Origin of the sequence: Curtobacterium sp. MCLR17_045 (assembly GCF_003234405.1) — a bacterium.
In the GTDB taxonomy this organism is placed as follows: Bacteria; Actinomycetota; Actinomycetes; order Actinomycetales; family Microbacteriaceae; genus Curtobacterium; species Curtobacterium flaccumfaciens.
This window is the reverse complement of record NZ_QKTB01000001.1, coordinates 81,682-102,687: the sequence shown is the minus strand read 5'-3', so window position 1 is coordinate 102,687 and position 21,006 is coordinate 81,682. Positions and strand designations below refer to the sequence as shown.

Genomic DNA, 21,006 nt, shown 5'->3' with positions numbered 1-21,006 from the left:
GGCCCCAGAAGTAGCGTGGTCGGGCGCCACATCCCTGGTGGCGCATCACCCGACGACGTCTCGCCGTGCGCGAGTCCAAGGAGGCACGGGACTCATGGCGACCCTGTCCGAGATCCTCATCCTGAACGGCGCCCTGCCCATCGAGCACCTCGATGCGATGACGGGTGACGAGGACCTCGACGAGCGCGCCATCCGTGGCCTGGTCGACCAGGGCGTCGTGAGCGAGGCCCAGTTCATCACCGCCCGGGCCGCGTCGAACAACTCACGCACCGTCCCGCTGAGCGACTACCCCGTCGACGGCACCGCGGTGTCGATCCTGCCGGCGGCGCTGTGCCGTCGTCACGGTGTGCTCGGCGTCGGGTTCGAGGGCGATCTGCTCATCCTCGCGATGGTGAACCCCACGAACGTGCTCGCCATCGACGACGCCCGGACGGCGTCTGGTCGCGCGATCAAGCCGCTGCAGGTCGAGGAGCGTGACCTCGTCGCTGCCCTCGACCGGTACCTGCGCGCCGACGACGAGCTGAACGACCTGACGTCGTCGCTGGAAGAAGAAGCGTCGACGACCTCGAAGGCGCAGATCGACATCGCCGACGGCGCCCTCGACGACGTCCCGATCGTCCGGTTCGTGAACCTGCTCGTGTCGCAGGCCATCCAGGACCACGCGTCCGACATCCACATCGAGCCCGGCGAGCACGAGGTCCGGATCCGGTACCGCATCGACGGCGTGCTGCACGAGATGGCGCCGGCGCCGAAGAACATCCAGAACGGCGTTATCAGCCGCCTGAAGATCATGAGCGACATCGACATCGCCGAGCGTCGCAAGCCGCAGGACGGCCGCATGTCCGTGCGGCACGGCGGCCGGCAGATCGACCTCCGTGTCGCGACGCTGCCGACCGTGTGGGGCGAGAAGGTCGTCATGCGGATCCTCGACAACACGAACACCTCGCTGACCCTCAAGGACCTCAACCTCCTCGAGCAGAACTTCCAGGCGTACCAGCGGTCCTACTCGAAGCCGTACGGCATGATCCTGGTCACCGGTCCCACCGGTTCGGGCAAGTCGACGACGCTGTACACGACCCTCAACGCCGTGGCGAAGCCCGAGATCAACGTCATCACGGTGGAGGACCCGGTCGAGTACCGGATGGCCGGCATCAACCAGGTGCAGGTCAACCCGAAGGCCGGCCTGACGTTCGCCTCCGCGCTCCGCTCGATCCTCCGCTCCGACCCCGACGTCGTGCTGCTCGGTGAGATCCGCGACCACGAGACCGCCCAGATCGCGATCGAGGCGTCGCTGACCGGGCACCTCGTGCTCTCGACCCTGCACACCAACGACGCCCCGTCGGCCGTGACCCGTCTGACCGAGATGGACATCGAGCCGTTCCTGGTCGGGTCCGCCCTCGACTCCGTCGTCGCCCAGCGACTCGCCCGTCGGCTGTGCGACCGGTGCAAGGCGCCCGCCGTGTACGAGATCGAGCAGCTCCGGGCGCTCGGGTTCCTGGCCCCCGGCGACGAGATGCCCGCGTTCTTCGCCCCGGTCGGCTGCGCCGTCTGCTCGAACACCGGGTACCGCGGCCGCATCGCCCTGCACGAGGTCATGACCGTGACCGAGGAGATCGAGCGGCTCGCCGTCGGTCGTGCCTCGAGCGCGGAGATCAGCCGCGTCGCCCAGCAGCAGGGCATGCTCACGCTCCGCCAGGACGGCTTCGAGAAGGTCAAGCTCGGCATGACGAGCGTCGACGAGATCCTGCGCGTCGTCGCGTGACCGGGGAACAGGACGAGCAGATGACCGACTCCGTGTACGACATCACCATGCCCGGCGACGAGCCCGTCGCCGGGTGGCACCCCGGCACCCCCGGCGCCGAGGTCGGCTCCCGCCGTGCCGCGCGTCTGGCCGCCGCCGCCGCTCCGCCCGAGCAGGTCTACGACCTGACGGACGACTCGGCGGTGTGGCCCGCGCCCACCGGCACGGCCGTGGCGAGCCCGGTTGCCGGGCCCGTGGGCGTTCCGGTCGCCGCTCCCGTGGCGCAGTCCGCCACTGCTCCGGCGACGCCGCCCGCCGCGGTGCCGTCGTCGACGGCCACCTACGGCTACGCCGAGCCGGCGACCCAGCAGCTGCCGGCCATCGCCTACAGCGGCGCGCACCACGCCGCACCGCCGGCACCTGCTCCGGCCCCCGCCGCGGCCTCGGCGGGTGACATCGACTTCGCCCGGCACGCACGCGAGGTCGCCGACCCCGACCTCATCACCGCACTCGCACAGGTCGTCTACCAGGGGGCCTCCGACCTGCACGTCACGGCCGACGCCCCGCCCACCGTCCGCGTCGACGGCTCACTCCGGCCGGCTGTGCCCGGAGGCGCGTGGTCGCGTGGCAAGGTCATCGCGGCACTCAAGACGCTGCTGTCCGTCGAACAGGCCGGGCAGTTCGACCACGACCAGGAGCTCGACTTCGCGTACTCGCTGTCGCCGGAGTACCGCTTCCGCGTGAACTACTACCAGCAGCGCGGCAACTGGGGCGCCGCGTTCCGCATCATCCCCACCAGGATCAAGACGCTCAAGCAGCTCGGCATCCCCGCGCACGTCGGTGACTTCGCCGGCCTGCCTCGTGGCCTGGTCCTCGTCACCGGCCCGACCGGCTCGGGCAAGTCGACCACCCTCGCGGCGCTCATCGACCTGGTCAACGAGAGCCGTGCCGACCACATCGTCACGGTCGAGGACCCGATCGAGTTCATGCACGACCACAAGCGGTCGATCATCAACCAGCGCGAGGTCGGCGCCGACACCCACTCCTTCGCCTCCGCGCTCAAGCACGTGCTGCGGCAGGACCCCGACGTCATCCTGATCGGTGAGCTCCGCGACCTCGAGACCATCTCCGTCGCGCTCACCGCCGCCGAGACCGGCCACCTGGTGTTCGCCACCCTGCACACGCAGAGCGCACCCGGCACGATCGACCGCGTCATCGACGTCTTCCCGCCGCACCAGCAGGGGCAGATCCGCACCCAGCTCGCGGCCACCCTGCAGGGCGTCGTCTGCCAGACCCTCGTCCCGAAGGCCAACGGCGTCGGCCGGGTCGTCGCCACCGAGATCATGACGATCACCCCGGCCATCGGCAACCTCATCCGCGAGGGCAAGACCTACCAGATCACCTCCGCCATGCAGGCCGGCCGTGACCTCGGCATGCACACCATGGACCAGGACCTCGCCGAACTGGTCAACGTCGGCACCATCTCGCGCAAGGCCGCGATGGAGAAGGTGCACGACGAAGAGGGCTTCGACCGGCTCGTCCAGCGCGTCGAGTCCCCGTCCGACTCCTCGGCCGCCGCGATCGCCGCCAGCGGCATCGACTTCGGCGACAAGTTCTCCGGAGGCTACTGATGTCACTCGCGTTCGACTACCGCGGGCGTGACGGCGCCGGCAAGCTCGTCAAGGGTCGCCTCGACGCCGCGTCCGAGGGGGCCGTCGTCCAGCGTCTCCGGGGGATGGGCGTCTCACCGATCGCCATCACCGAGGCGAAGGCCGGCACCGGGCTCCAGACCGAGATCAAGATCCCCGGGTTCGAGAAGGGCGTCGGCCTCAAGGACCTCGCGATCATGTCGCGGCAGGCCTCGACGATGCTCACCTCGGGGCTCTCGCTCCTCCGGACCCTGACGATCCTGTCCGACCAGACCGAGAACAAGAAGCTCAAGGACATCCTCGGCAAGGTCCGCGACGACGTCGAGCGCGGCGTCTCGTTCTCCGACGCCGTCGCGAAGTACCCGGTCGACTTCCCGCCGATCATGATCAACATGATCCGTGCAGGGGAGACCGGCGGGTTCCTCGACCAGGCCATGGACTCCATCGCGACGAACTTCGAGAAGGAGCACAAGCTCCGCTCGACGATCAAGTCGGCGATGACCTACCCGGTGGTCGTGCTCGTGATGTCGCTGGTGGCGGTCGCCATCATGCTCATCTTCATCGTCCCGATCTTCCAGGACATGTTCTCGTCGCTCGGCGGCACGCTCCCGCTGCCGACGCAGATCCTCGTGACGCTGTCACACGCCATGCGGTACGTCGCGATCCCGCTCGCGATCGTCGTCGTGCTGGCGTGGCTGTGGTGGCGAGCGAACAAGAACACCGAACGCGTCCGAGCGTTCATCGATCCGATCACCCTGAAACTGCCGGTCTTCGGTCCGCTGCAGAAGAAGATCGTCATTGCTCGGTTCGCTCGCAACTTCTCGAACATGATCGGCGCCGGTGTGCCCATTCTGCAGGCATTACGGATCGTCGGGGAAGTGTCGAACAACTTCGTCGTGAAGCGCGCGCTCGACAATGTTGCAGAGGCCGTGCGGAAAGGTGAATCAATCGCGGTGCCGCTCGCCGCACAATCGGTTTTCCCGGCAATGGTGACGCAGATGGTCGCGGTCGGTGAAGACGCCGGTTCCCTCGAGATCATGCTCGAGAAGATCGCGGTGTTCTACGACGCCGAAGTCGAGGCGACCACCGATGCCCTCACCTCGCTGATCGAGCCGCTGCTCATCGCGTTCCTTGGCGTTGTGGTGGGCGGGATGATCATCGCGCTGTACATGCCGATCTTCCAGATCACCAACGTCGTGCAGAACGCTTCCTAGTCATTCCACCCCCATGCGGGGGCATTGTCGATATCGACCCTCCCCCGCACTGGGGGTGTTTTGTGCCCAGCGTGGCCCCCGTTCTCGGGATTGGCCGCTCGATGCACCCCCAATACGCTGATCTGCGGCGGCCGAGCAAGCCCCGAACCCATTTCCCCGACATTCCCCGCAGAATGGAAACAACCATGTACTTCGCTCTCATGGGCAAGCTCGACGCTCGCCGCAAGGGTCTCCTGAAGGACGGCGAGAAGGGCTTCACGCTCATCGAGCTCCTCGTCGTCGTCATCATCATCGGCATCCTCGCCGCGATCGCCATCCCGGTGTACATCGGCGTGCAGAACAACGCGAAGGACTCGGCAGTCAAGTCGGACGTCACCAACGCGAAGACCGCCGTGGTGAGCATCGCGACCAATGGCACCGGGGCGTTCCCGGACAGCGCTGACCTGACTTCGGCCGACTACAAGAAGGCTGGTTCGACTGCCGGGTCGGACACGACGCTGACCTACACGGTCAACGCCGACAAGACCGCCTTCTGCATCCAGGGCAGGAGCACGGCGACCACCAAGACCTTCGGCGCAACCGACTCCTCGGGTGTCGCCGAGGGCACCTGCGCCTCGGGCGTGTTCACGAAGAAGGCCTCCTAACACAGCACTCGGGGCGGGCGGCGACTGATCGGTCGTCGTCCGCCCCGACGTCCAGGCACTCCATCCAGAAGGGACGCCATGATCTCGCGCATCGCCGAGCGACTGCGTTCCGCACGGGACAACGAGGACGGCTTCACGATCATCGAGGTGATGGTCGCGATGACGATCTTCGCCCTGATCGTCGCCGGGATCGCCGCCGGCATCGCTGCCTCACTGGTGCTGTCGAAGGACACCCGTGCGCGCGAGGTCGCATCGACGATCGCGATGGAGGACATCGACGACCTCCGGGACACCCCGAGCATCTTCAACGTGAAGAGCGGCACCGCCACCAAGCAGGTCGGCAACCAGGTCTTCGACCTGACCCGGAAGGTGTCATGGACCCGGTCGTCCGGCGCGGCCACCGCCTGCGGCACGGGTGACGGCAGCCTGTCGTACAAGGCCGTGACGGTCACGGTGCGCTGGAAGACCAGCGCCGCAGCGTCCGGGACCCAGCAGGTCGAGATGTCGAGTGCCATCGCTCCACTCACGAACATCAACTCGGACACCACGGGCTCGATCCTCGTCGGCGTGACGAACGCGAACGGGATCGGTGTGTCCGGGATCGTGCCGACCGTGAGCGGTGGCCCCGCCGGGGTCACGTTCCCGGCGACGGACGCGGAGGGCTGCACCTACGTGGCCGGTGTCGCGCCGGGGACCTACAAGGTGTCGGTCGCCCGCACCGGGTACATCGACTCGACCCAACAGCCGAGTCCGTCGTCGCAGTCGGTGACGGTGTCGGTCGGGAGCTCCGGTGCCGCCGCCTTCACCTTCGACAAGGTGACGACCTACTCGTTCAAGTACCTGACCTCGCCGGCATCGTCCGCTATCCTGCCGACGAACCTGCCGTTGTCGATCACCAACGGGACGTCGGGCACGACCGTGTTGAACCCCGCCCCGACGAGCGCGGCCTTGTTCCCGTTCCCCTCGGGGTACCAGGCGGTCGCGGGGCTGTACTCCGCAGACGTGTCGTCCGACGCCGCAGCGACCTGCCTGGGCCCGGAACCAGGTGCCTGGACGACCGCCAACAAGGCCGGCAAGAAGGGGACGGCGACGGAGTTCAAGGACGCGACCGGGCCGATCTCGATCAGCATGGGCGCGATCACGCTCGCCAAGCCGGACAAGGCGCTCTTCATCACCGCGAAGACCACGACAGCCGTGAACGGCGATCCCGGCTGCGCGAAGGGGATGACCCTGAGCTTCCCGAAGCCGACGTCCGACAGCATGACGATCGCCCTGCCGTGGGGAACCTGGAAGCTGTTCACGGGCGGCACCGCGGGCGCGGCGACGACGCCGCTCACGGTCACCGCCACCAACACCGCGATGGTCAGCAACGGAGCCGTCACCGATGGCGTCGTGCTCGTCGACCCGAGGCCGGCCAGCTGATGCGCGCCCTCCTCCGTCGTCTGCGTAGCGATCAACGCGGGATCACGCTCGTGGAGCTCCTCGTCGCCATGCTCGTGACGTCGCTGCTGCTCACCCTGGTCGGGAGCTTCTTCGTGTCGATCTCGAAGGCGCAGCGCACGGTGTCCTCGGTCAACGACAGCACCCGACAGGGCACCACGTCGATGACGCAGCTCAGCCGGTACCTGCGTGAGGCCTCGCGGTGGCAGGTGAGCAAGACGGTCAGTGCGCCCGCGTTCGTGAGCGCCACTGGCAGGAGCGTGCAGTTCTACTCGGGTGTCGACCTGTCGAGCGCACGGGCCGGGCTCACCAAGGTGACGGTCGACGTCGTGTCGAACCGGCTGCGCATGCAGCTGCAGCGGGGCGACTGCCCGGCCGGCGGGTACTGCACGTTCACCGGCGCCACCCGGACGCTGTGGCTCGCCGACGTGGTCCGTGCCGGCACGCTCTTCTCGTACGTCGACGCGGACAACGGCCCCGTGTCTGCGCCGGCGAACGCCACCTACGACACGATCCGTTCCGTCCGCGTGGCGCTGACGGTGGGGTCGACGGACGGCGTGACCACCAACGACAGCACGTTCCAGGCCACCATCAACCTGCGCAACCTCGACTACGGCGCAGCCACGGAGTCATGATGCTCATCCGGATCCTCCGAGGCCTGCGTGCCCGAGACGACGAACGCGGGGTCGCCCTCGCGGCCGTCATCGGGATCGGTGCGGTGCTCATGATCGTGCTGTCCCTCGTCGTCGCCACCGCGACGAGCGGTGCGACGAAGGCGACGACCGACACGAACTACAACAAGGCGATCGCGGCCGCGTACGCGGGTCTCTCCGACTACCAGGGCCGCCTCGCAGCCGACAACGCCTACGTCAAGTACGGCGTGCGCACCGCGTTCTCGTCGACGAGCACGTACACGGCAGATCCGGCGAACAAGGCCTTCGGCACCGCGAAGGACGGCTCGTGGGCGAACGTGGTCGGGAGCACCGACCAGTCCTACCGGTACGAGGTCGACAACTCCGACTACTCGACGACCGGCAAGGTCCGCCTGCGCGTGACGGGGAAGGCCGGTGCCACGACGAGGACCATCGTCGTGGACCTCCGCGGTGACGGCTTCGTCAACTACCTGTACTTCACGAACTACGAGTCCCAGGACCCGAGCCTGACGAACGCCGGCTGCGTCTCGAACCACCGCAACGACGACGACTGGAGCTCCAGCAGCAGCTGTGAAGCGGTCACGTTCGCCAGCGGTGACGTCCTCGACGGGCCGGTCCGGTCGAACGACGTCATCACCGCCTGCGGAGCCACGTTCAACTCGAGCGTGCAGGACACGGGGCCCGCCGACTTCTTCTACACGAGCAAGGCGACGACCATCGACTCCGCCTGCCGCTCGTCCACGAAGTTCATCGGCGGGAAGATCAAGAACGTCGGGACGCTCCCCATGCCGAGCACCAACGCGAACATGAAGCAGGAGGCACGGACCGACATCCCCGAGAAGGTGGCGAAGCCCGGGTGCCTGTACACCGGTCCGACGTCCATCACGTTCCTCGCCGGGGGCAAGATGCGCGTGGTCTCACCGTGGACCATCTCCACACAGGTCAAGGGCAACGCCACGGGCAGCGCCATCGCGCCGGGTCCGGGGAACGACGCCCTGTGCGGCTCGGTCGCTGCCCTCCGGGGAACCGGTGCCGTCATCCCCACGCTGCCCGCGAACTTGGTCTACGTGCAGAGCGTGCCGTCGACGGTCGGTGACCCGAACTACTGGGCGTCCAGCGCGACACCGTCCGGCACGGTCAACGGGACCGTGAACGCGGGTTCGCCGGTCTACTGCCAGCAGACGGTCAAGTCGGGGAACTCGACGAGTTCGGACTACGGCAACGGCCTGGGGTACCCGCTCAACGGCGAGTTCACCGGAACGCGCGGGGATGCCGGGTACTACGGGTGCCGCAGCGGTGATGCCTTCGTGTCCGGGTCCTTCGGCGGACAGATGACCCTCGCCGCGGAGAACTTCCTGTACGTCACCGGGAACATCGTCTACCAGAACGGCCGGACTTCGGACGACATGCTCGGGCTCGTCGGGCAGAAGGCGGTCTCCGTCTACAACCCCGTGTCGTGCTCGAGCTACTCCGGCTGGTCGAACACGGTGTGCAACACGGGCAGCAGCTCCTACTCGACGAACACGGCGCCGACCAAGAACATCGAGATCGACGCGGCCATCGCCAGCAACCTCGGCACGTTCAACGTCCAGAACAGCCAGTACGGGTCGAACCTCGGCATCCTCACGATCTACGGATCGATCGCCCAGCAGTTCCGCGGCTCGGTCCGCACCTCGTACGGCAACGGCCTGCTGACGGGGTACGCGAAGGCGTACTCGTACGACAGCAGACTCAAGTCCTCGGCCCCGCCCAAGTTCCTGCAGCCGGTCTCGACCACCTACGGTGTGACGACCGAGACCGAGTCCGCGACGGCCTTCCGCGCCGACGGCACCCCGACGGGGAAGTGACCGTGGCTTCCTTCGCCTCGGTGGCGCCCCTCGTCGCCGCGCTGGTCGGTGTGCTCGGTCTCGCGATCGGGTCGTTCCTGAACGTCGTCGTGTACCGGGTGCCCGCGGGCATGTCCGTCGTCGCGCCGGCCAGCTCCTGCCCCGGATGCAGTCACGCGATCCGAGGTCGCGACAACGTGCCCGTGATCTCATGGCTCGTCCTGCGCGCCCGGTGCCGCGACTGCGGCGCGCCCATCTCGGCCCGGTACCCGCTCGTCGAAGCCGCCACGGGCCTCCTGTTCGTCGCGGTGACGCTGCTCTCGGTACTCGCACCGTGGTCGCCGCTGGCGGCGCCGGACGGCGTCCCCGGAACGATCCACGCTGCGATCCTGCTCGTCGCACTCCTGTACCTGATGGCGATCAGCATCTCGTTGACGCTCATCGACCTCGACACCCACACGTTGCCGAACCGGATCGTGCTGCCGGCCTACGTCGTGCTGCCCGTGCTCCTGCTGGCGGCGTCGGCGGCGTCCGGGGACTGGGGCGCCGCGCTCCGGGGCCTCATCGGCCTGGTCGTCCTCGGCGGCGTCTACCTCGTGCTCGCGCTGGCGGTGCCCGGCGGGATGGGGCTCGGTGACGTGAAGCTCGCCGGCGTGCTCGGCCTCGTGCTGGCGTACCTCGGATGGGGACCCCTCGCAGTGGGTTCTTTCGCGGCGTTCCTGCTCGGAGGTACGTTCGCAGTCGTCCTCCTGGTCGTGCGCCGGGCGGGCCGTCGCAGCGGGATCCCGTTCGGCCCCTGGATGCTCGCGGGTGCCTGGCTCGGCATCGCCGTCGGTGCCCCCGCATGGGACGGCTACCTGCGCCTCCTCGGACTCGCCTGACGCCTCGTCGCGCGCTGACCCACCAGACCGACCCGAAGACGGTCACGGAAGGACCACCCATGTCGAAGAGCATCGTGGGCGTCGACATCGGCGCCGCCGCGATCCGTGCTGTCGAGGTCCAGGACGCCGACAAGCCGAGACCGACGATCCTGCGGTTCGCCGAGGTGCCCGTGCCCCCGGGCGCGACGAAGCAGGGGGAGGTGCTCGAGCCGAACACCGTCGCGGGTGCGCTCCGACAGCTCTGGTCGCTCGGGCGCTTCCGCTCGAAGGACGTCGTGCTCGGCATGGGCAACCAGCGAGTGCTGTCGCGCGACCTGACGGTCCCGAAGGCCCCCATCGCGCAGATCCGTGAATCGTTGCCCTTCCAGGTGCAGGACATGCTCCCGGTGCCCGTGGGCGACGCCATCCTCGACTTCTACCCGACCAGCGAGGAGACGGGGGAGAACGGCTCCACCGTGAGCGGTCTCCTCGTCGCCGCCGTGAAGGACGCCGTGCTCGCCAACGTCCGCGCGGTCCAGAACGCCGGGCTCAAGCCGGTCGGTGTCGACCTCATCCCGTTCGCCCTGGCACGTGTCCTCGCGCCGGCGAACAGGCCGGGCACCGTGGCCATCGTCGAGTGCGGCGGCAACACGACGACCGTCGTCATCGTCACCGACGGCGTCCCGAAGTTCGTCCGCATCGTGCCGACCGGCGGCGATGACATCACGCGGCTCCTCGCCGGCCGGCTGACGATCGACGAGGGAGCGGCCGAAGCCGTCAAGCGCCACCTGGGCATGGATCCGGAGCGGGCGCGGACCGGCGACGATGCGCTCGCGGTCGCGGCAGTCCGCGAGACGATGGGCGAACTGCTCTCGAGTCTCCGCAACACCGTCAACTACTTCGTCAACACCCACCCTGCCGAGCCCGTGGGCGAGATCCTGCTCTGCGGCGCTGCAGCTGCGCTCACCGGTTTCGCCGCAGCGCTCTCGGAGTTCACCCGGACGCCCGTCCGGTTCGGGGCACCGTTCGCGAACGTCGCGCTCGCGAAGTCCATCCGCGTCGAGGACCTGCACGCGCACGGCGCATCGATCGCCGTGGCATGGGGACTCGCCGCGGGAGGGAAGGCAGCATGAGCCAGTCGACCAAGTCGAAGCCCTCGCGCTCTGGACGGAGTCGCCGCCGAGGAGCGGCGCCCGACCCGGCCCTGCGTGTCGCCGCCGAGACCGCGGAGCGCGTCAAGCGTCAGCGTCGGACCACGCCCAGCGAGATCGTCGTCGGGGGCCGCCCCAGTGTCGACCTGCTGCCCACCGAGGTCCTCGCCGATCGACGCAGCAGCCGTGTCGTCCGTCGGATGTGGGCGGGCGTCGTCCTCGTGGCGATCGTGGTCGGGATCGTGACCGCCGGAGCCAGCCTCCTGTCCAGCCAGGCGCACGACGACCTGACCCACGCGCAGGACGAGACTCTGTCGCTCCTGCAGCAGCAGGCGAACTACCGCGAGGTCCGGGACACGGAGGCCGGTACCGCGCTGCGTGAAGCCGCGCAGTCGGTCGGCGGGGCCACGGAGATCGCCTGGCAGCCGTACCTCGCTTCGCTGAAGGCATCGCTCCCGGCGGGAGTCGAGATCACCGGCGTCGCGATCGACTCGGCCACGCCGCTGGAGACCTACGCGCAGGCCGACACCCCGCTCCAGGGGCAGCGTGTCGCGACCCTGACCATCGACGCGCAGAGCCCGACGCTGCCGTCCGTTCCGTCGTGGCTCGATGCCGTCAAGGGGCTCAAGGGCTTCGTCGACGCGACCGCGAACTCGGTCACGCTCGACCCGACGACCGGGACGTACACGGTGAACATGACGATCCACGTCGACCAGGCCGCCTTCGACGGCAAGTACCAGGACAAGGGCGAGTGAGATGACCCGCAACCGACTCAACATGCTCCTCGCCGTCGTGGCGATGGTCGTGGTGGCACTCGCGGGGTTCTTCCTCGGCGTGCAGCCACATCTCGCACAGGCCGCGAGCGACCGTACCGACCAGGTGTCGGTGGACGCGACGAACCGGACGACGGCGGCGGAACTCGCCCGGCTCAAGGACCGCGCGAAGTCCCTGCCGGCGATGAAGGCGGAACTCGCGGAGCTCACCACCTCGGTGCCGTCGAGTGCGAACATGTCCGCCTTCTACGGTGCTGTCGACAGCGTCGCGGCCCGGGCGGGTGTGAAGGTGTCCGCGATCACGACGTCGGAGGCTGTGGCGTACACCGCCCCCGTCGCAGCCTCGACTGCCGCGGGCACCGAGGACTCGTCGGCCTCCGCGACGGACGAGGCGACGCCCGAGCCGACCGCGGCATCCACCGGCGCCGCGACGGCGCCGGTGACCGACCCGGCGATCTCGGCCGCGAACTTCTCGGCCATCCCCGTCTCCGTGTCGGTCGACGGGTCGTTCGACCAGGCCCTGTCCTTCGTCGGCGGCATGCAGGACGGCGCTCGACTCTTCCTCGTCACCACGGTGTCGTCCTCCATCTCGCAGGAGTCGACCGACCCGGCCGCGGCGGCTGCGACGACGTGGACGTTCGGTGGCTACGTGTACGTCCTGGCCGCCGACTCGGACACGGCCGCGAAGGGCTGACCCGACCCCCACGGACTGGGGTCGTCCGCGCCACGCCGACCCCACTTCCGCGACACCCGTCGTTGTGATTACGATGCACCAGACGCCGTGATCGCGGCTGCTCATCCCCTCTCGAACGGTCGGCTCGAACCGGCCGTTCCTCGTCGTGCCCGGAGTCGCGCGTGTTGGTCGGAATCGTTGAATTCCTGGGTTGGTTCGGTGCGGTAACCGTTCTAGCTGGTTACATCTTGTTCTCCACCGGCAAGATCCCGAACGGCCCGCTCTACCAGCTGTTCAACCTCGTCGGCGGCCTCGCAGTGGCCATCAACGTTGCCGCGCACCACGCTGTCCCCTCGACCATCGTCAACGGGATCTGGGCGATCGTCGCCGTCGTCGTCCTGGTGAAGATGGGCCGAGCGCGCCGCGCGGCGAAGCGCGACGGATCCGTGTCCACCGAGCCGCCGGTCCTGCACGCTGAACCGGCCGCGACCACCGGGGTCCTGCCGGTCATCGGCCCGGCGCTGCGTGACCACGAGCCGGAGGGCAGCGCCGAGGCGGACGCCGCCACGGGCCTCCAGTCCGACGTCCCGACGGACGCGACGGACGAGACGGCCGCGACGATGCCGGATTCCGCGCCCGCGCCCGCCCCCATGACGGAGACCGTCCCGATCATCACGGCGACGATCGCGCTCGCCCTGGTCGCCGCAGCGCAGGAGCAGTCCGACCGGGCGGACCGTCGCGAGCACGCGGACGACACGGACCACGCCGAACCCGCTCGCTGACCAGCCGGTCGACGATACGATCGGCGCATGTCCCGGTGGTTGATCGCGACGATGACGTCCGTCCTCTTCATCGCGCTCGTGATCGCCGTCACGGGCTTCGAAGCCCTGCTCGCCGACGTCGAGGTCATCTCGCAGCCCGACGCCACCCCGTACCTCGGGCCCGCGATGGTGGTGGGTGGCGCGGTGGTGGTCTTCCTCGCGACCGCGGCCGGCGTGCGCGACGGCAACCCCGGGGTCACCGCGCTGGTGGCCGCAGCGACGGTCTACCTGGTCATGCTCGGCGTCGGAGCCGTGGGCTACGCGCTCGTCCGCTCGGACGCGACGGAGCTCCTCGTCTTCCCCGCGGGGTACGCCCTCGGGCCGTTCGTGGTCGGGTCCGTCGTGGTGGCACTCCTGTCGGTGCTCGGCGGGATCACGATGGCTCGCCACCAGGTACGGACCGATGGCGGCGCGGGTACGGCCGGGGCGGCGCGTCCGGACGGGCCTGACGAGCGCTCCGGGCCGAACCGGACGAACGCGGGCGAGGAACCCGCCGGACGGTAGTGTTCGCAGGGCACGACGCACACGCAACGGGGGAACGATGAGCGACCAGCACGCGCAGGATCCGGACCAGCAGGGCGGTTGGGGTGCCGTCCCGCCGGTGGCCTCGATCCGTGGAACCGACGGAACGTCCGGGGCAACGGCCCAGGGGTTCGGTCCGGGTCCCGGCGCAGGAGCCCCCGGATTCCCCGGGATGCCCGGACCGGTCCCGCAGCGTCCTCGCCGGAAGCTCCGTCGCGGCCAGCTCATCGGCATCATCTCGGGCGGCACGGCGGTCGTCCTGCTGCTCGTCGCCGGTGTCGTCGGGTACTCGGTCGGTTCCTCCTCGCACTCGGCGGACCGCCCGGTGCGGGCGTTCCTCGACGACCTGACGGCCGGACGCGTGGCCGACGCCCTCGACGACGCGGGCATCGAACGTGAGAAGACCGACGTGCTGCTCGGCGAAGCCGCCTACGCGAAGGCATCGGACAAGGTCACCGGCTACCGCGTCGCCGCGACGCGGACGGACGGCGACACCGCGACGGTCCGCGCGTACCTGCGCCAGGGCGGGCAGGACGTCGCTGCGACCTTCACGCTGGACAAGACCGGGACGGACTGGGGTGTGTTCCCCATCTGGGAGCTGCAGGCCCCCGAGCTCGGGTCGGTCGACGTCGCCGTGCGGGGGCCGTCCGGTGCGGCGGTCACCGTCGCCGGCCGGAACGTGGAGACCGCGAAGGACGGCACGGTGAGCCTCCGTGCACTGCCCGGCACGTACGACGTCGCCTTCGACGGTGGCAAGTGGACCACGGCGCGTGGGGGATCGGCGAGCGTCAGCGGGTTCGGTCGGTCGACCTCGACCCCGGTCCAGATGACCACGACCCTGACCACCGCCGGGCAGCAGGCCGCCAAGCGGGCGGTGGACGACTGGGTGGACGGCTGCATCGCCTCCACCGACGCCGCCCCCGCCGGGTGCAGTTTCTACGCGTACGGGCAGAACCCCGCGTACACGTACTCGAACCAGAAGTGGACGCTCGAGACGCGGCCGACGGTCCGGGTCGGCAGCTGGACGACGAACGGCTGGTTGATCACGACGACGGCACCCGGCCGGGCGAAGTACACGGCCGACATCTCGGGGGCTGCCGGCACCGGGACGGCCTCCGCGGGGCCGCTCAACGTGAACGCGAGCGGGTACGTCACGGGCTTCTCGAGCGACGGCGCCACGTTCCGCTCGGCAGTGGGCAACGGGTCGTCCGACACCGGCTCATGACGGTGTCGGTTCCCGGGGTGACCCGGATTGATTTCGTCCCGTTACGCGGGTAGTCTCTACCGGGTGTGCGCCCTCGGGCGCGCCCGAAAAGTCCGGCGAGCGGGATCGCCCAGCCGGACCACTCCGTCCCCCACTCGAACACCCGCCGTCCGGCGGTGCTCAGCGTGGGACGAGGAAGCCGGCGGAACGCGCCGGCCAGAGAGCACGAGCGAAGAACCAGGAGAACAGTTGCCTACTATTCAGCAGCTGGTTCGCAAGGGTCGTACGCCGAAGGTCACCAAGACCAAGGCGCCCGCCCTGAAGGCGAACCCCCAGCAGCGTGGTGTGTGCACCCGCGTCTACACCACCACCCCCAAGAAGCCGAACTCGGCACTGCGCAAGGTCGCTCGTGTCAAGCTCTCGAACGGCACCGAGGTCACGGCCTACATCCCCGGTGAGGGCCACAACCTCCAGGAGCACTCGATGGTGCTCGTCCGCGGCGGTCGTGTGAAGGACCTCCCGGGTGTGCGGTACAAGATCATCCGTGGCGCCCTGGACACCCAGGCAGTCAAGAACCGTAAGCAGGCTCGTAGCCGCTACGGCGCGAAGAAGGGTTGAGTTAGATGCCTCGTAAGGGTCCCGCCCCCAAGCGTCCCGTCGTCGCCGACCCGGTCTACGGTGCGCCGATCGTCAGCCAGCTCGTCAACAAGATCCTGCTCGACGGCAAGAAGGGCCTCGCCGAGCGCATCGTCTACGGTGCACTCGAGGGCGTTTCCGCCAAGAACCAGCAGGATGCCGTCGTGACGCTGAAGAAGGCGCTCGACAACGTCCGTCCGACCCTCGAGGTCCGTAGCCGCCGCGTCGGTGGCTCGACCTACCAGGTCCCGGTCGAGGTCAAGCCGCACCGCGCGAACACCCTCGCGCTCCGTTGGCTCACCTCGTACGCCAAGGCCCGTCGCGAGAAGACGATGACCGAGCGTCTCATGAACGAGATCCTCGACGCGTCGAACGGTCTCGGTGCCGCGGTCAAGCGCCGCGAGGACACGCACAAGATGGCCGAGTCGAACAAGGCCTTCGCCCACTACCGCTGGTAGTCCCGGCACCGTCCGGGTGCCGGTGGTCAAGAACCCCGGCGCCCGGACGGCCGCCAACCTCTCCTACAACTCTTCCGGAGGAACCCTGTGGCACAGGACGTGCTCACCGACCTGAACAAGGTCCGCAACATCGGCATCATGGCGCACATCGATGCCGGCAAGACCACGACGACCGAGCGCATCCTGTTCTACACGGGCATCACGCACAAGATCGGTGAGGTCCACGACGGCGCTGCCACGATGGACTGGATGGCGCAGGAGCAGGAGCGCGGCATCACGATCACGTCGGCCGCGACGACCTGCTTCTGGGACAACAACCAGATCAACATCATCGACACCCCCGGTCACGTGGACTTCACGGTCGAGGTGGAGCGTTCGCTCCGCGTCCTCGACGGTGCGGTCGCCGTCTTCGACGGCAAGGAGGGCGTCGAGCCCCAGTCCGAGACCGTCTGGCGTCAGGCCGACAAGTACGACGTCCCGCGTATCTGCTTCGTCAACAAGATGGACAAGCTGGGCGCCGACTTCTACTACACCGTCGACACCATCGTGAACCGCCTCGGCGCAGAGCCCCTCGTGCTCCAGCTGCCGATCGGTTCCGAGAGCTCGTTCGAAGGCGTCGTCGACCTCGTCCAGATGCGTGCACTCACCTGGCGCGGCGACGCCAAGGGTGACGTCGCGATGGGCGCGAAGTACGAGATCGAAGAGATCCCGGCCGACCTGCAGGACCGCGCCGCCGAGTACCGCGAGAAGCTCATCGAGCGCGTGGCCGAGGCGGACGACGTCCTCATGGAGCGCTACCTCGAGGGCGACACCGACTTCTCGGTCGCCGAGATCAAGGCAGCCATCCGTGCCCTCACGGTGAGCAGCACGCTCTACCCGGTCCTCTGCGGTTCCGCGTTCAAGAACCGTGGTGTCCAGCCGATGCTCGACGCCGTCATCGACTACCTCCCGTCCCCGCTCGACGTGCCGCCGATGATCGGCCACGACGTCAAGGACGAGGAGAAGGAGATCATCCGCAAGCCCGACGCGTCGGAGCCGTTCTCGGCCCTCGCGTTCAAGGTCGCGGTGCACCCGTTCTTCGGTCGTCTGACCTACGTGCGCGTCTACTCCGGCTCGATCGAGTCCGGTGCCCAGGTCATCAACTCGACCAAGGGCAAGAAGGAGCGCATCGGCAAGATCTTCCAGATGCACTCCAACAAGGAGAACCCGGTCGCCAACGTGACCGCTGGCCACATCTACGCGGTCATCGGCCTCAAGGACACCACCACCGGTGACACCCTGTGCGACCCGACCAACCAGGTCGTCCTCGAGTCGATGACGTTCCCGGAGCCGGTCATCGAGGTCGCCATCGAGCCGAACACGAAGGCCGACCAGGAGAAGCTCTCCACGGCCATCCAGAAGCTCGCCGAAGAGGACCCGACGTTCCGCGTCGAGCTCAACGCCGAGACCGGTCAGACGACGATCAAGGGCATGGGCGAGCTCCACCTCGACATCCTCGTCGACCGCATGAAGCGTGAGTTCCACGTCGAGGCGAGCGTCGGCAAGCCCCAGGTGGCCTACCGCGAGACGCTCACCAAGATCGTCGAGCGCTACGACTACACCCACAAGAAGCAGACCGGTGGTTCCGGCCAGTTCGCGAAGGTGCAGATCGCGCTCGAGCCGATGGAGGTCACGAGCGAGAAGGTCTACGAGTTCGTCAATGCGACCTCCGGTGGCCGTGTCCCGCGCGAGTACATCCCGTCGGTCGACGCCGGTATCCAGGACGCCATGCAGGTCGGCATCCTCGCGGGCTACCCGACGGTCGGCGTGAAGGCCATCCTCAAGGACGGCGCGGCGCACGACGTCGACTCTTCCGAGATGGCGTTCAAGATCGCCGGTTCGATCGCCTACAAGGAAGCGGCTCGCAAGGCCGGTCCGGCGATCCTCGAGCCGATCATGGCCGTCGAGGTCCGTACTCCTGAGGAGTACATGGGCGACGTCATCGGTGACCTGAACTCCCGTCGTGGCCAGATCGCCTCGATGGAGGACGCCTCGGGCGTCAAGGTGGTCCGCGCGAGCGTGCCGCTGTCCGAGATGTTCGGCTACGTCGGCGACCTGCGGTCGAAGACCTCTGGTCGTGCGGTCTACTCGATGACCTTCGAGACCTACAGCCAGGTCCCGGCCAAGGTCGCCGAGGAGATCATCGCGAAGAACGCGGGGGAGTAGCGCTCAGCGCTTCTCCACAGGCGGGGGCGCCCGGCGACGGGCCCCTCGCCACCAAGTAAAGTACAGACACACACCGCGCACCAACGGTCCCGAGCCCATCCAGGGCCGGCCGGGGGTGACGCTTCCGAGTCCTGAGGAGGACCCACAGTGGCCAAGGCCAAGTTCGAGCGCACCAAGCCGCACGTCAACATCGGAACCATCGGTCACGTCGACCACGGCAAGACCACGCTCACGGCGGCGATCACCAAGGTTCTGCACGACCAGTACCCGGACCTCAACGAGGCCCGCGACTTCGCGCAGATCGACAACGCTCCCGAGGAGCGCCAGCGCGGCATCACGATCAACATCTCGCACGTCGAGTACCAGACCGAGAAGCGTCACTACGCGCACGTCGACGCCCCCGGTCACGCCGACTACGTGAAGAACATGATCACGGGTGCGGCACAGATGGACGGCGCGATCCTCGTGGTCGCCGCCACCGACGGCCCGATGCCCCAGACGCGTGAGCACGTCCTGCTCGCCCGCCAGGTCGGCGTCCCCTACATCGTCGTCGCACTGAACAAGTCCGACATGGTGGACGACGAGGAGATCCTGGAGCTCGTCGAGCTCGAGGTCCGCGAGCTCCTCGGCTCGCAGCAGTTCGACGAGGACGCCCCCGTCGTGCAGGTCTCGGCGCTCAAGGCGCTCGAGGGCGACGAGAAGTGGGTCAAGTCGGTCCAGGACCTCATGGCCCAGGTCGACGAGCACGTGCCGGACCCGGTGCGCGCCACCGACCAGCCGTTCCTGATGCCGATCGAGGACGTCTTCACGATCACCGGTCGTGGCACGGTCGTCACCGGCCGCGTCGAGCGTGGCACGCTCAACCTGAACGCCGAGGTCGAGATCGTCGGCATCCGCGCGACGCAGAAGACCACGGTCACGGGCATCGAGATGTTCCGCAAGCTGCTCGACCAGGCGGTCGCCGGTGACAACACCGGTCTGCTCATCCGTGGCCTCAAGCGCGAGGACGTGGAGCGCGGCCAGGTCGTCGTGAAGCCGGGTTCGGTCACGCCGCACACCGAGTTCCAGGCGAACGCGTACATCCTGACCAAGGACGAGGGTGGGCGTCACAACCCGTTCTACGCGAACTACCGCCCGCAGTTCTACTTCCGCACCACGGACGTCACCGGCGTCATCACGCTGCCCGAGGGCACCGAGATGGTCATGCCCGGCGACACCGTCGCCATGACGGTCGAGCTGATCCAGCCGATCGCCATGGAAGAGGGCCTCCGTTTCGCCATCCGTGAGGGTGGTCGTACGGTCGGTGCCGGTACGGTCGAGAAGATCATCAAGTAACTCCGGTTCCTTGCGACAGCGGGGTCGGGCCTTCGGGCCCGGCCCCGCTTCGTCGTACGCGGCCACTGGCGAGCCGTACAGGGCGCCGGACAGGAGGCCCGTGGCAGCGCCCGCCACGGGCCTCCTGTCCGCCCCGTGACCCGTCACAGGCGTCACGGAGTTGGCTCGACGTCGTGACCCGCCTCCGCAGATCCGCGACCTCCGGTCGCGGCTACCACCGCGTCCGTTCCGGACGCGGTTTCTCGTTCCGCGACCCCGACGGCAACACCGTGACCGACCCGGACGAGCGCCGTCGACTCGAAGAGTTCGTGATCCCGCCGGCGTGGGACGACGTCTGGATCTCCCCGTACGCGAACGGCCACATCCTGGCCACCGGCACGGACGGTGCGGGGCGCCGCCAGTACATGTACCACCCGTCCTGGCGTGAACGGATGGACCGGATCAAGTACGACCGTGCGCTGGCACTGGCCGAGTCGTTGCCGGTCGCCCGCCGCGGTGTCACGCAGGACCTCCGTCGCCCCGAGCCGGACCGCCGCCGTGCGCTGGCTGCAGCGTTCCGCATGCTCGACCAGGGGTCCCTCCGGGTCGGGTCCGAGCGGTACGCCACCGAGCACGGCAGTCGGGGGCTGTCGACGCTGCTCTGCGCGCACGCTCACGTGTCGGGCGACGACATCGAGCTCGACTTCCCCGGCAAGAGTGGGCAGGAGTGGTCGTCGTCGATCCACGACCACGACCTGGCGCGGGTCATCGCCGGCATGAAGCGTCGCGGGCCCAACGCGCGGTTGCTCTCGTTCCGCGAGCGTCGCGGTGCGGAGTGGGAGCCGCTCTCCGCCGAGGACATCAACGCCTACGTGAAGGAACGCGCGGGCGACGAGTTCACCGCGAAGGACTTCCGGACGCTGCACGGCACGGTCGCGGCCGCGGTCGACCTGGCGAAGACCGGACCGCAGTCGTCCCAGGCCAAGCGGAAGAAGGCCGTCTCGCACGCGGTGAAGGCCGCCAGCGACGAGCTCGGCAACACCCCGACGGTGTGCCGACAGAGCTACATCGACCCCCGGTTGCTCGACGCGTACGACCACGGCGAGACCATCGATCCGAACCGCCTGGCGTCCGCCGAGGCCGAGGTCCGGGCACTGCTCTACCGACAATGACCCGGGGGCCGTCCGGATGACGTAGCGTTGGTCGACGTGCCGGACCACCC

The 21,006-nt window shown here is 68.5% G+C and carries 19 protein-coding genes; all 19 read left to right on the top strand.

From position 1 onward, the window contains the following. The first annotated feature begins 94 nt into the window (after positions 1-94). The 19 genes from DEJ05_RS00535 to DEJ05_RS00445 all read left to right on the top strand — a co-directional run bounded on the left by DEJ05_RS00535 (position 95) and on the right by DEJ05_RS00445 (position 20,956). On the top strand, positions 95-1,762 hold the full coding sequence (locus DEJ05_RS00535) for a GspE/PulE family protein (protein ID WP_111023276.1): 1,668 nt from the start codon (positions 95-97) through the stop codon (positions 1,760-1,762). Then, entirely contained in the window at positions 1,759-3,372 is a 1,614-nt protein-coding gene (locus DEJ05_RS00530; protein WP_309146941.1) for a type IV pilus twitching motility protein PilT, read from the top strand. The genes DEJ05_RS00535 and DEJ05_RS00530 overlap by 4 nt, the downstream gene beginning before the upstream one ends. After that, positions 3,372-4,604, top strand: a complete 1,233-nt coding sequence (locus DEJ05_RS00525) for a type II secretion system F family protein (protein WP_111023277.1) — start codon at positions 3,372-3,374, stop codon at positions 4,602-4,604. The genes DEJ05_RS00530 and DEJ05_RS00525 overlap by 1 nt, the downstream gene beginning before the upstream one ends. Positions 4,605-4,789: 185 nt before the next feature. After that, a complete protein-coding gene (locus DEJ05_RS18375) occupies positions 4,790-5,248 on the top strand; it encodes a prepilin-type N-terminal cleavage/methylation domain-containing protein (protein WP_309146940.1) in 459 nt (152 codons plus the stop codon). 78 nt (positions 5,249-5,326) lie between these two features. Beyond that, positions 5,327-6,670: a prepilin-type N-terminal cleavage/methylation domain-containing protein gene (locus tag DEJ05_RS00515; RefSeq protein WP_111109456.1), complete on the top strand. Its 1,344-nt coding sequence runs from the start codon at positions 5,327-5,329 to the stop codon at positions 6,668-6,670. Then, positions 6,670-7,323 (top strand): PilW family protein, encoded by a 654-nt coding sequence (locus tag DEJ05_RS00510; RefSeq protein WP_111028962.1) that lies wholly within the window; start codon positions 6,670-6,672, stop codon positions 7,321-7,323. Before DEJ05_RS00515 ends, DEJ05_RS00510 begins: the two co-directional genes overlap by 1 nt. Next, a complete protein-coding gene (locus DEJ05_RS00505; RefSeq protein ID WP_111028963.1) occupies positions 7,323-9,188 on the top strand; it encodes a hypothetical protein in 1,866 nt (621 codons plus the stop codon). Before DEJ05_RS00510 ends, DEJ05_RS00505 begins: the two co-directional genes overlap by 1 nt. Continuing rightward, positions 9,185-10,048 carry a prepilin peptidase gene (locus DEJ05_RS00500; protein ID WP_375334575.1) on the top strand — a complete coding sequence of 288 codons (864 nt, stop codon included), beginning with the start codon at positions 9,185-9,187 and terminating at the stop codon, positions 10,046-10,048. The genes DEJ05_RS00505 and DEJ05_RS00500 overlap by 4 nt, the downstream gene beginning before the upstream one ends. A 59-nt stretch (positions 10,049-10,107) precedes the next feature. Then, a complete protein-coding gene (gene pilM, locus DEJ05_RS00495) occupies positions 10,108-11,160 on the top strand; it encodes a type IV pilus assembly protein PilM (protein ID WP_111109455.1) in 1,053 nt (350 codons plus the stop codon). Continuing rightward, a complete protein-coding gene (locus tag DEJ05_RS00490; protein WP_111028965.1) occupies positions 11,157-11,933 on the top strand; it encodes a hypothetical protein in 777 nt (258 codons plus the stop codon). Before pilM ends, DEJ05_RS00490 begins: the two co-directional genes overlap by 4 nt. Position 11,934: 1 nt before the next feature. Continuing rightward, on the top strand, positions 11,935-12,645 hold the full coding sequence (locus DEJ05_RS00485) for a hypothetical protein (protein WP_111109454.1): 711 nt from the start codon (positions 11,935-11,937) through the stop codon (positions 12,643-12,645). A gap of 227 nt (positions 12,646-12,872) precedes the next feature. After that, positions 12,873-13,406: a hypothetical protein gene (locus DEJ05_RS00480; protein WP_111028967.1), complete on the top strand. Its 534-nt coding sequence runs from the start codon at positions 12,873-12,875 to the stop codon at positions 13,404-13,406. A 27-nt stretch (positions 13,407-13,433) separates the two neighbouring features. Continuing rightward, the gene (locus tag DEJ05_RS00475; protein ID WP_111028968.1) at positions 13,434-13,949 is read left to right on the top strand and encodes a DUF6121 family protein; all 516 of its coding nucleotides are present in this window, start codon (positions 13,434-13,436) and stop codon (positions 13,947-13,949) included. Positions 13,950-14,139: 190 nt separating this feature from the next. Next, positions 14,140-15,192 (top strand): hypothetical protein, encoded by a 1,053-nt coding sequence (locus tag DEJ05_RS00470; protein WP_111028969.1) that lies wholly within the window; start codon positions 14,140-14,142, stop codon positions 15,190-15,192. Positions 15,193-15,420: 228 nt separating this feature from the next. Continuing rightward, on the top strand, positions 15,421-15,789 hold the full coding sequence (gene rpsL / locus DEJ05_RS00465; protein ID WP_017885540.1) for a 30S ribosomal protein S12: 369 nt from the start codon (positions 15,421-15,423) through the stop codon (positions 15,787-15,789). Positions 15,790-15,794: 5 nt separating this feature from the next. Beyond that, positions 15,795-16,265: a 30S ribosomal protein S7 gene (gene rpsG, locus DEJ05_RS00460; protein ID WP_017885539.1), complete on the top strand. Its 471-nt coding sequence runs from the start codon at positions 15,795-15,797 to the stop codon at positions 16,263-16,265. A gap of 87 nt (positions 16,266-16,352) precedes the next feature. Then, positions 16,353-18,470: an elongation factor G gene (fusA, locus tag DEJ05_RS00455; RefSeq protein ID WP_027466735.1), complete on the top strand. Its 2,118-nt coding sequence runs from the start codon at positions 16,353-16,355 to the stop codon at positions 18,468-18,470. 147 nt (positions 18,471-18,617) lie between these two features. Continuing rightward, complete coding sequence (tuf, locus tag DEJ05_RS00450) at positions 18,618-19,805, top strand: elongation factor Tu (RefSeq protein ID WP_027466734.1); 1,188 nt, start codon at positions 18,618-18,620, stop codon at positions 19,803-19,805. A 173-nt stretch (positions 19,806-19,978) separates the two neighbouring features. Next, entirely contained in the window at positions 19,979-20,956 is a 978-nt protein-coding gene (locus DEJ05_RS00445; RefSeq protein ID WP_111023287.1) for a DNA topoisomerase IB, read from the top strand. Positions 20,957-21,006 lie beyond the last annotated feature (50 nt).

Coding starts and splice junctions, on each gene's coding strand:
- DEJ05_RS00485 (WP_111109454.1), top strand. CDS start 11,935: ATGACCCGCAACCGACTCAACATGCTCCTCGCCGTCGTGGCGATGGTC.
- DEJ05_RS00490 (WP_111028965.1), top strand. CDS start 11,157: ATGAGCCAGTCGACCAAGTCGAAGCCCTCGCGCTCTGGACGGAGTCGC.
- DEJ05_RS00515 (WP_111109456.1), top strand. CDS start 5,327: ATGATCTCGCGCATCGCCGAGCGACTGCGTTCCGCACGGGACAACGAG.
- DEJ05_RS00475 (WP_111028968.1), top strand. CDS start 13,434: ATGTCCCGGTGGTTGATCGCGACGATGACGTCCGTCCTCTTCATCGCG.
- rpsG (WP_017885539.1), top strand. CDS start 15,795: ATGCCTCGTAAGGGTCCCGCCCCCAAGCGTCCCGTCGTCGCCGACCCG.
- DEJ05_RS00470 (WP_111028969.1), top strand. CDS start 14,140: ATGCCCGGACCGGTCCCGCAGCGTCCTCGCCGGAAGCTCCGTCGCGGC.
- DEJ05_RS00505 (WP_111028963.1), top strand. CDS start 7,323: ATGCTCATCCGGATCCTCCGAGGCCTGCGTGCCCGAGACGACGAACGC.
- DEJ05_RS00510 (WP_111028962.1), top strand. CDS start 6,670: ATGCGCGCCCTCCTCCGTCGTCTGCGTAGCGATCAACGCGGGATCACG.
- DEJ05_RS18375 (WP_309146940.1), top strand. CDS start 4,790: ATGTACTTCGCTCTCATGGGCAAGCTCGACGCTCGCCGCAAGGGTCTC.
- pilM (WP_111109455.1), top strand. CDS start 10,108: ATGTCGAAGAGCATCGTGGGCGTCGACATCGGCGCCGCCGCGATCCGT.
- DEJ05_RS00535 (WP_111023276.1), top strand. CDS start 95: ATGGCGACCCTGTCCGAGATCCTCATCCTGAACGGCGCCCTGCCCATC.
- DEJ05_RS00525 (WP_111023277.1), top strand. CDS start 3,372: ATGTCACTCGCGTTCGACTACCGCGGGCGTGACGGCGCCGGCAAGCTC.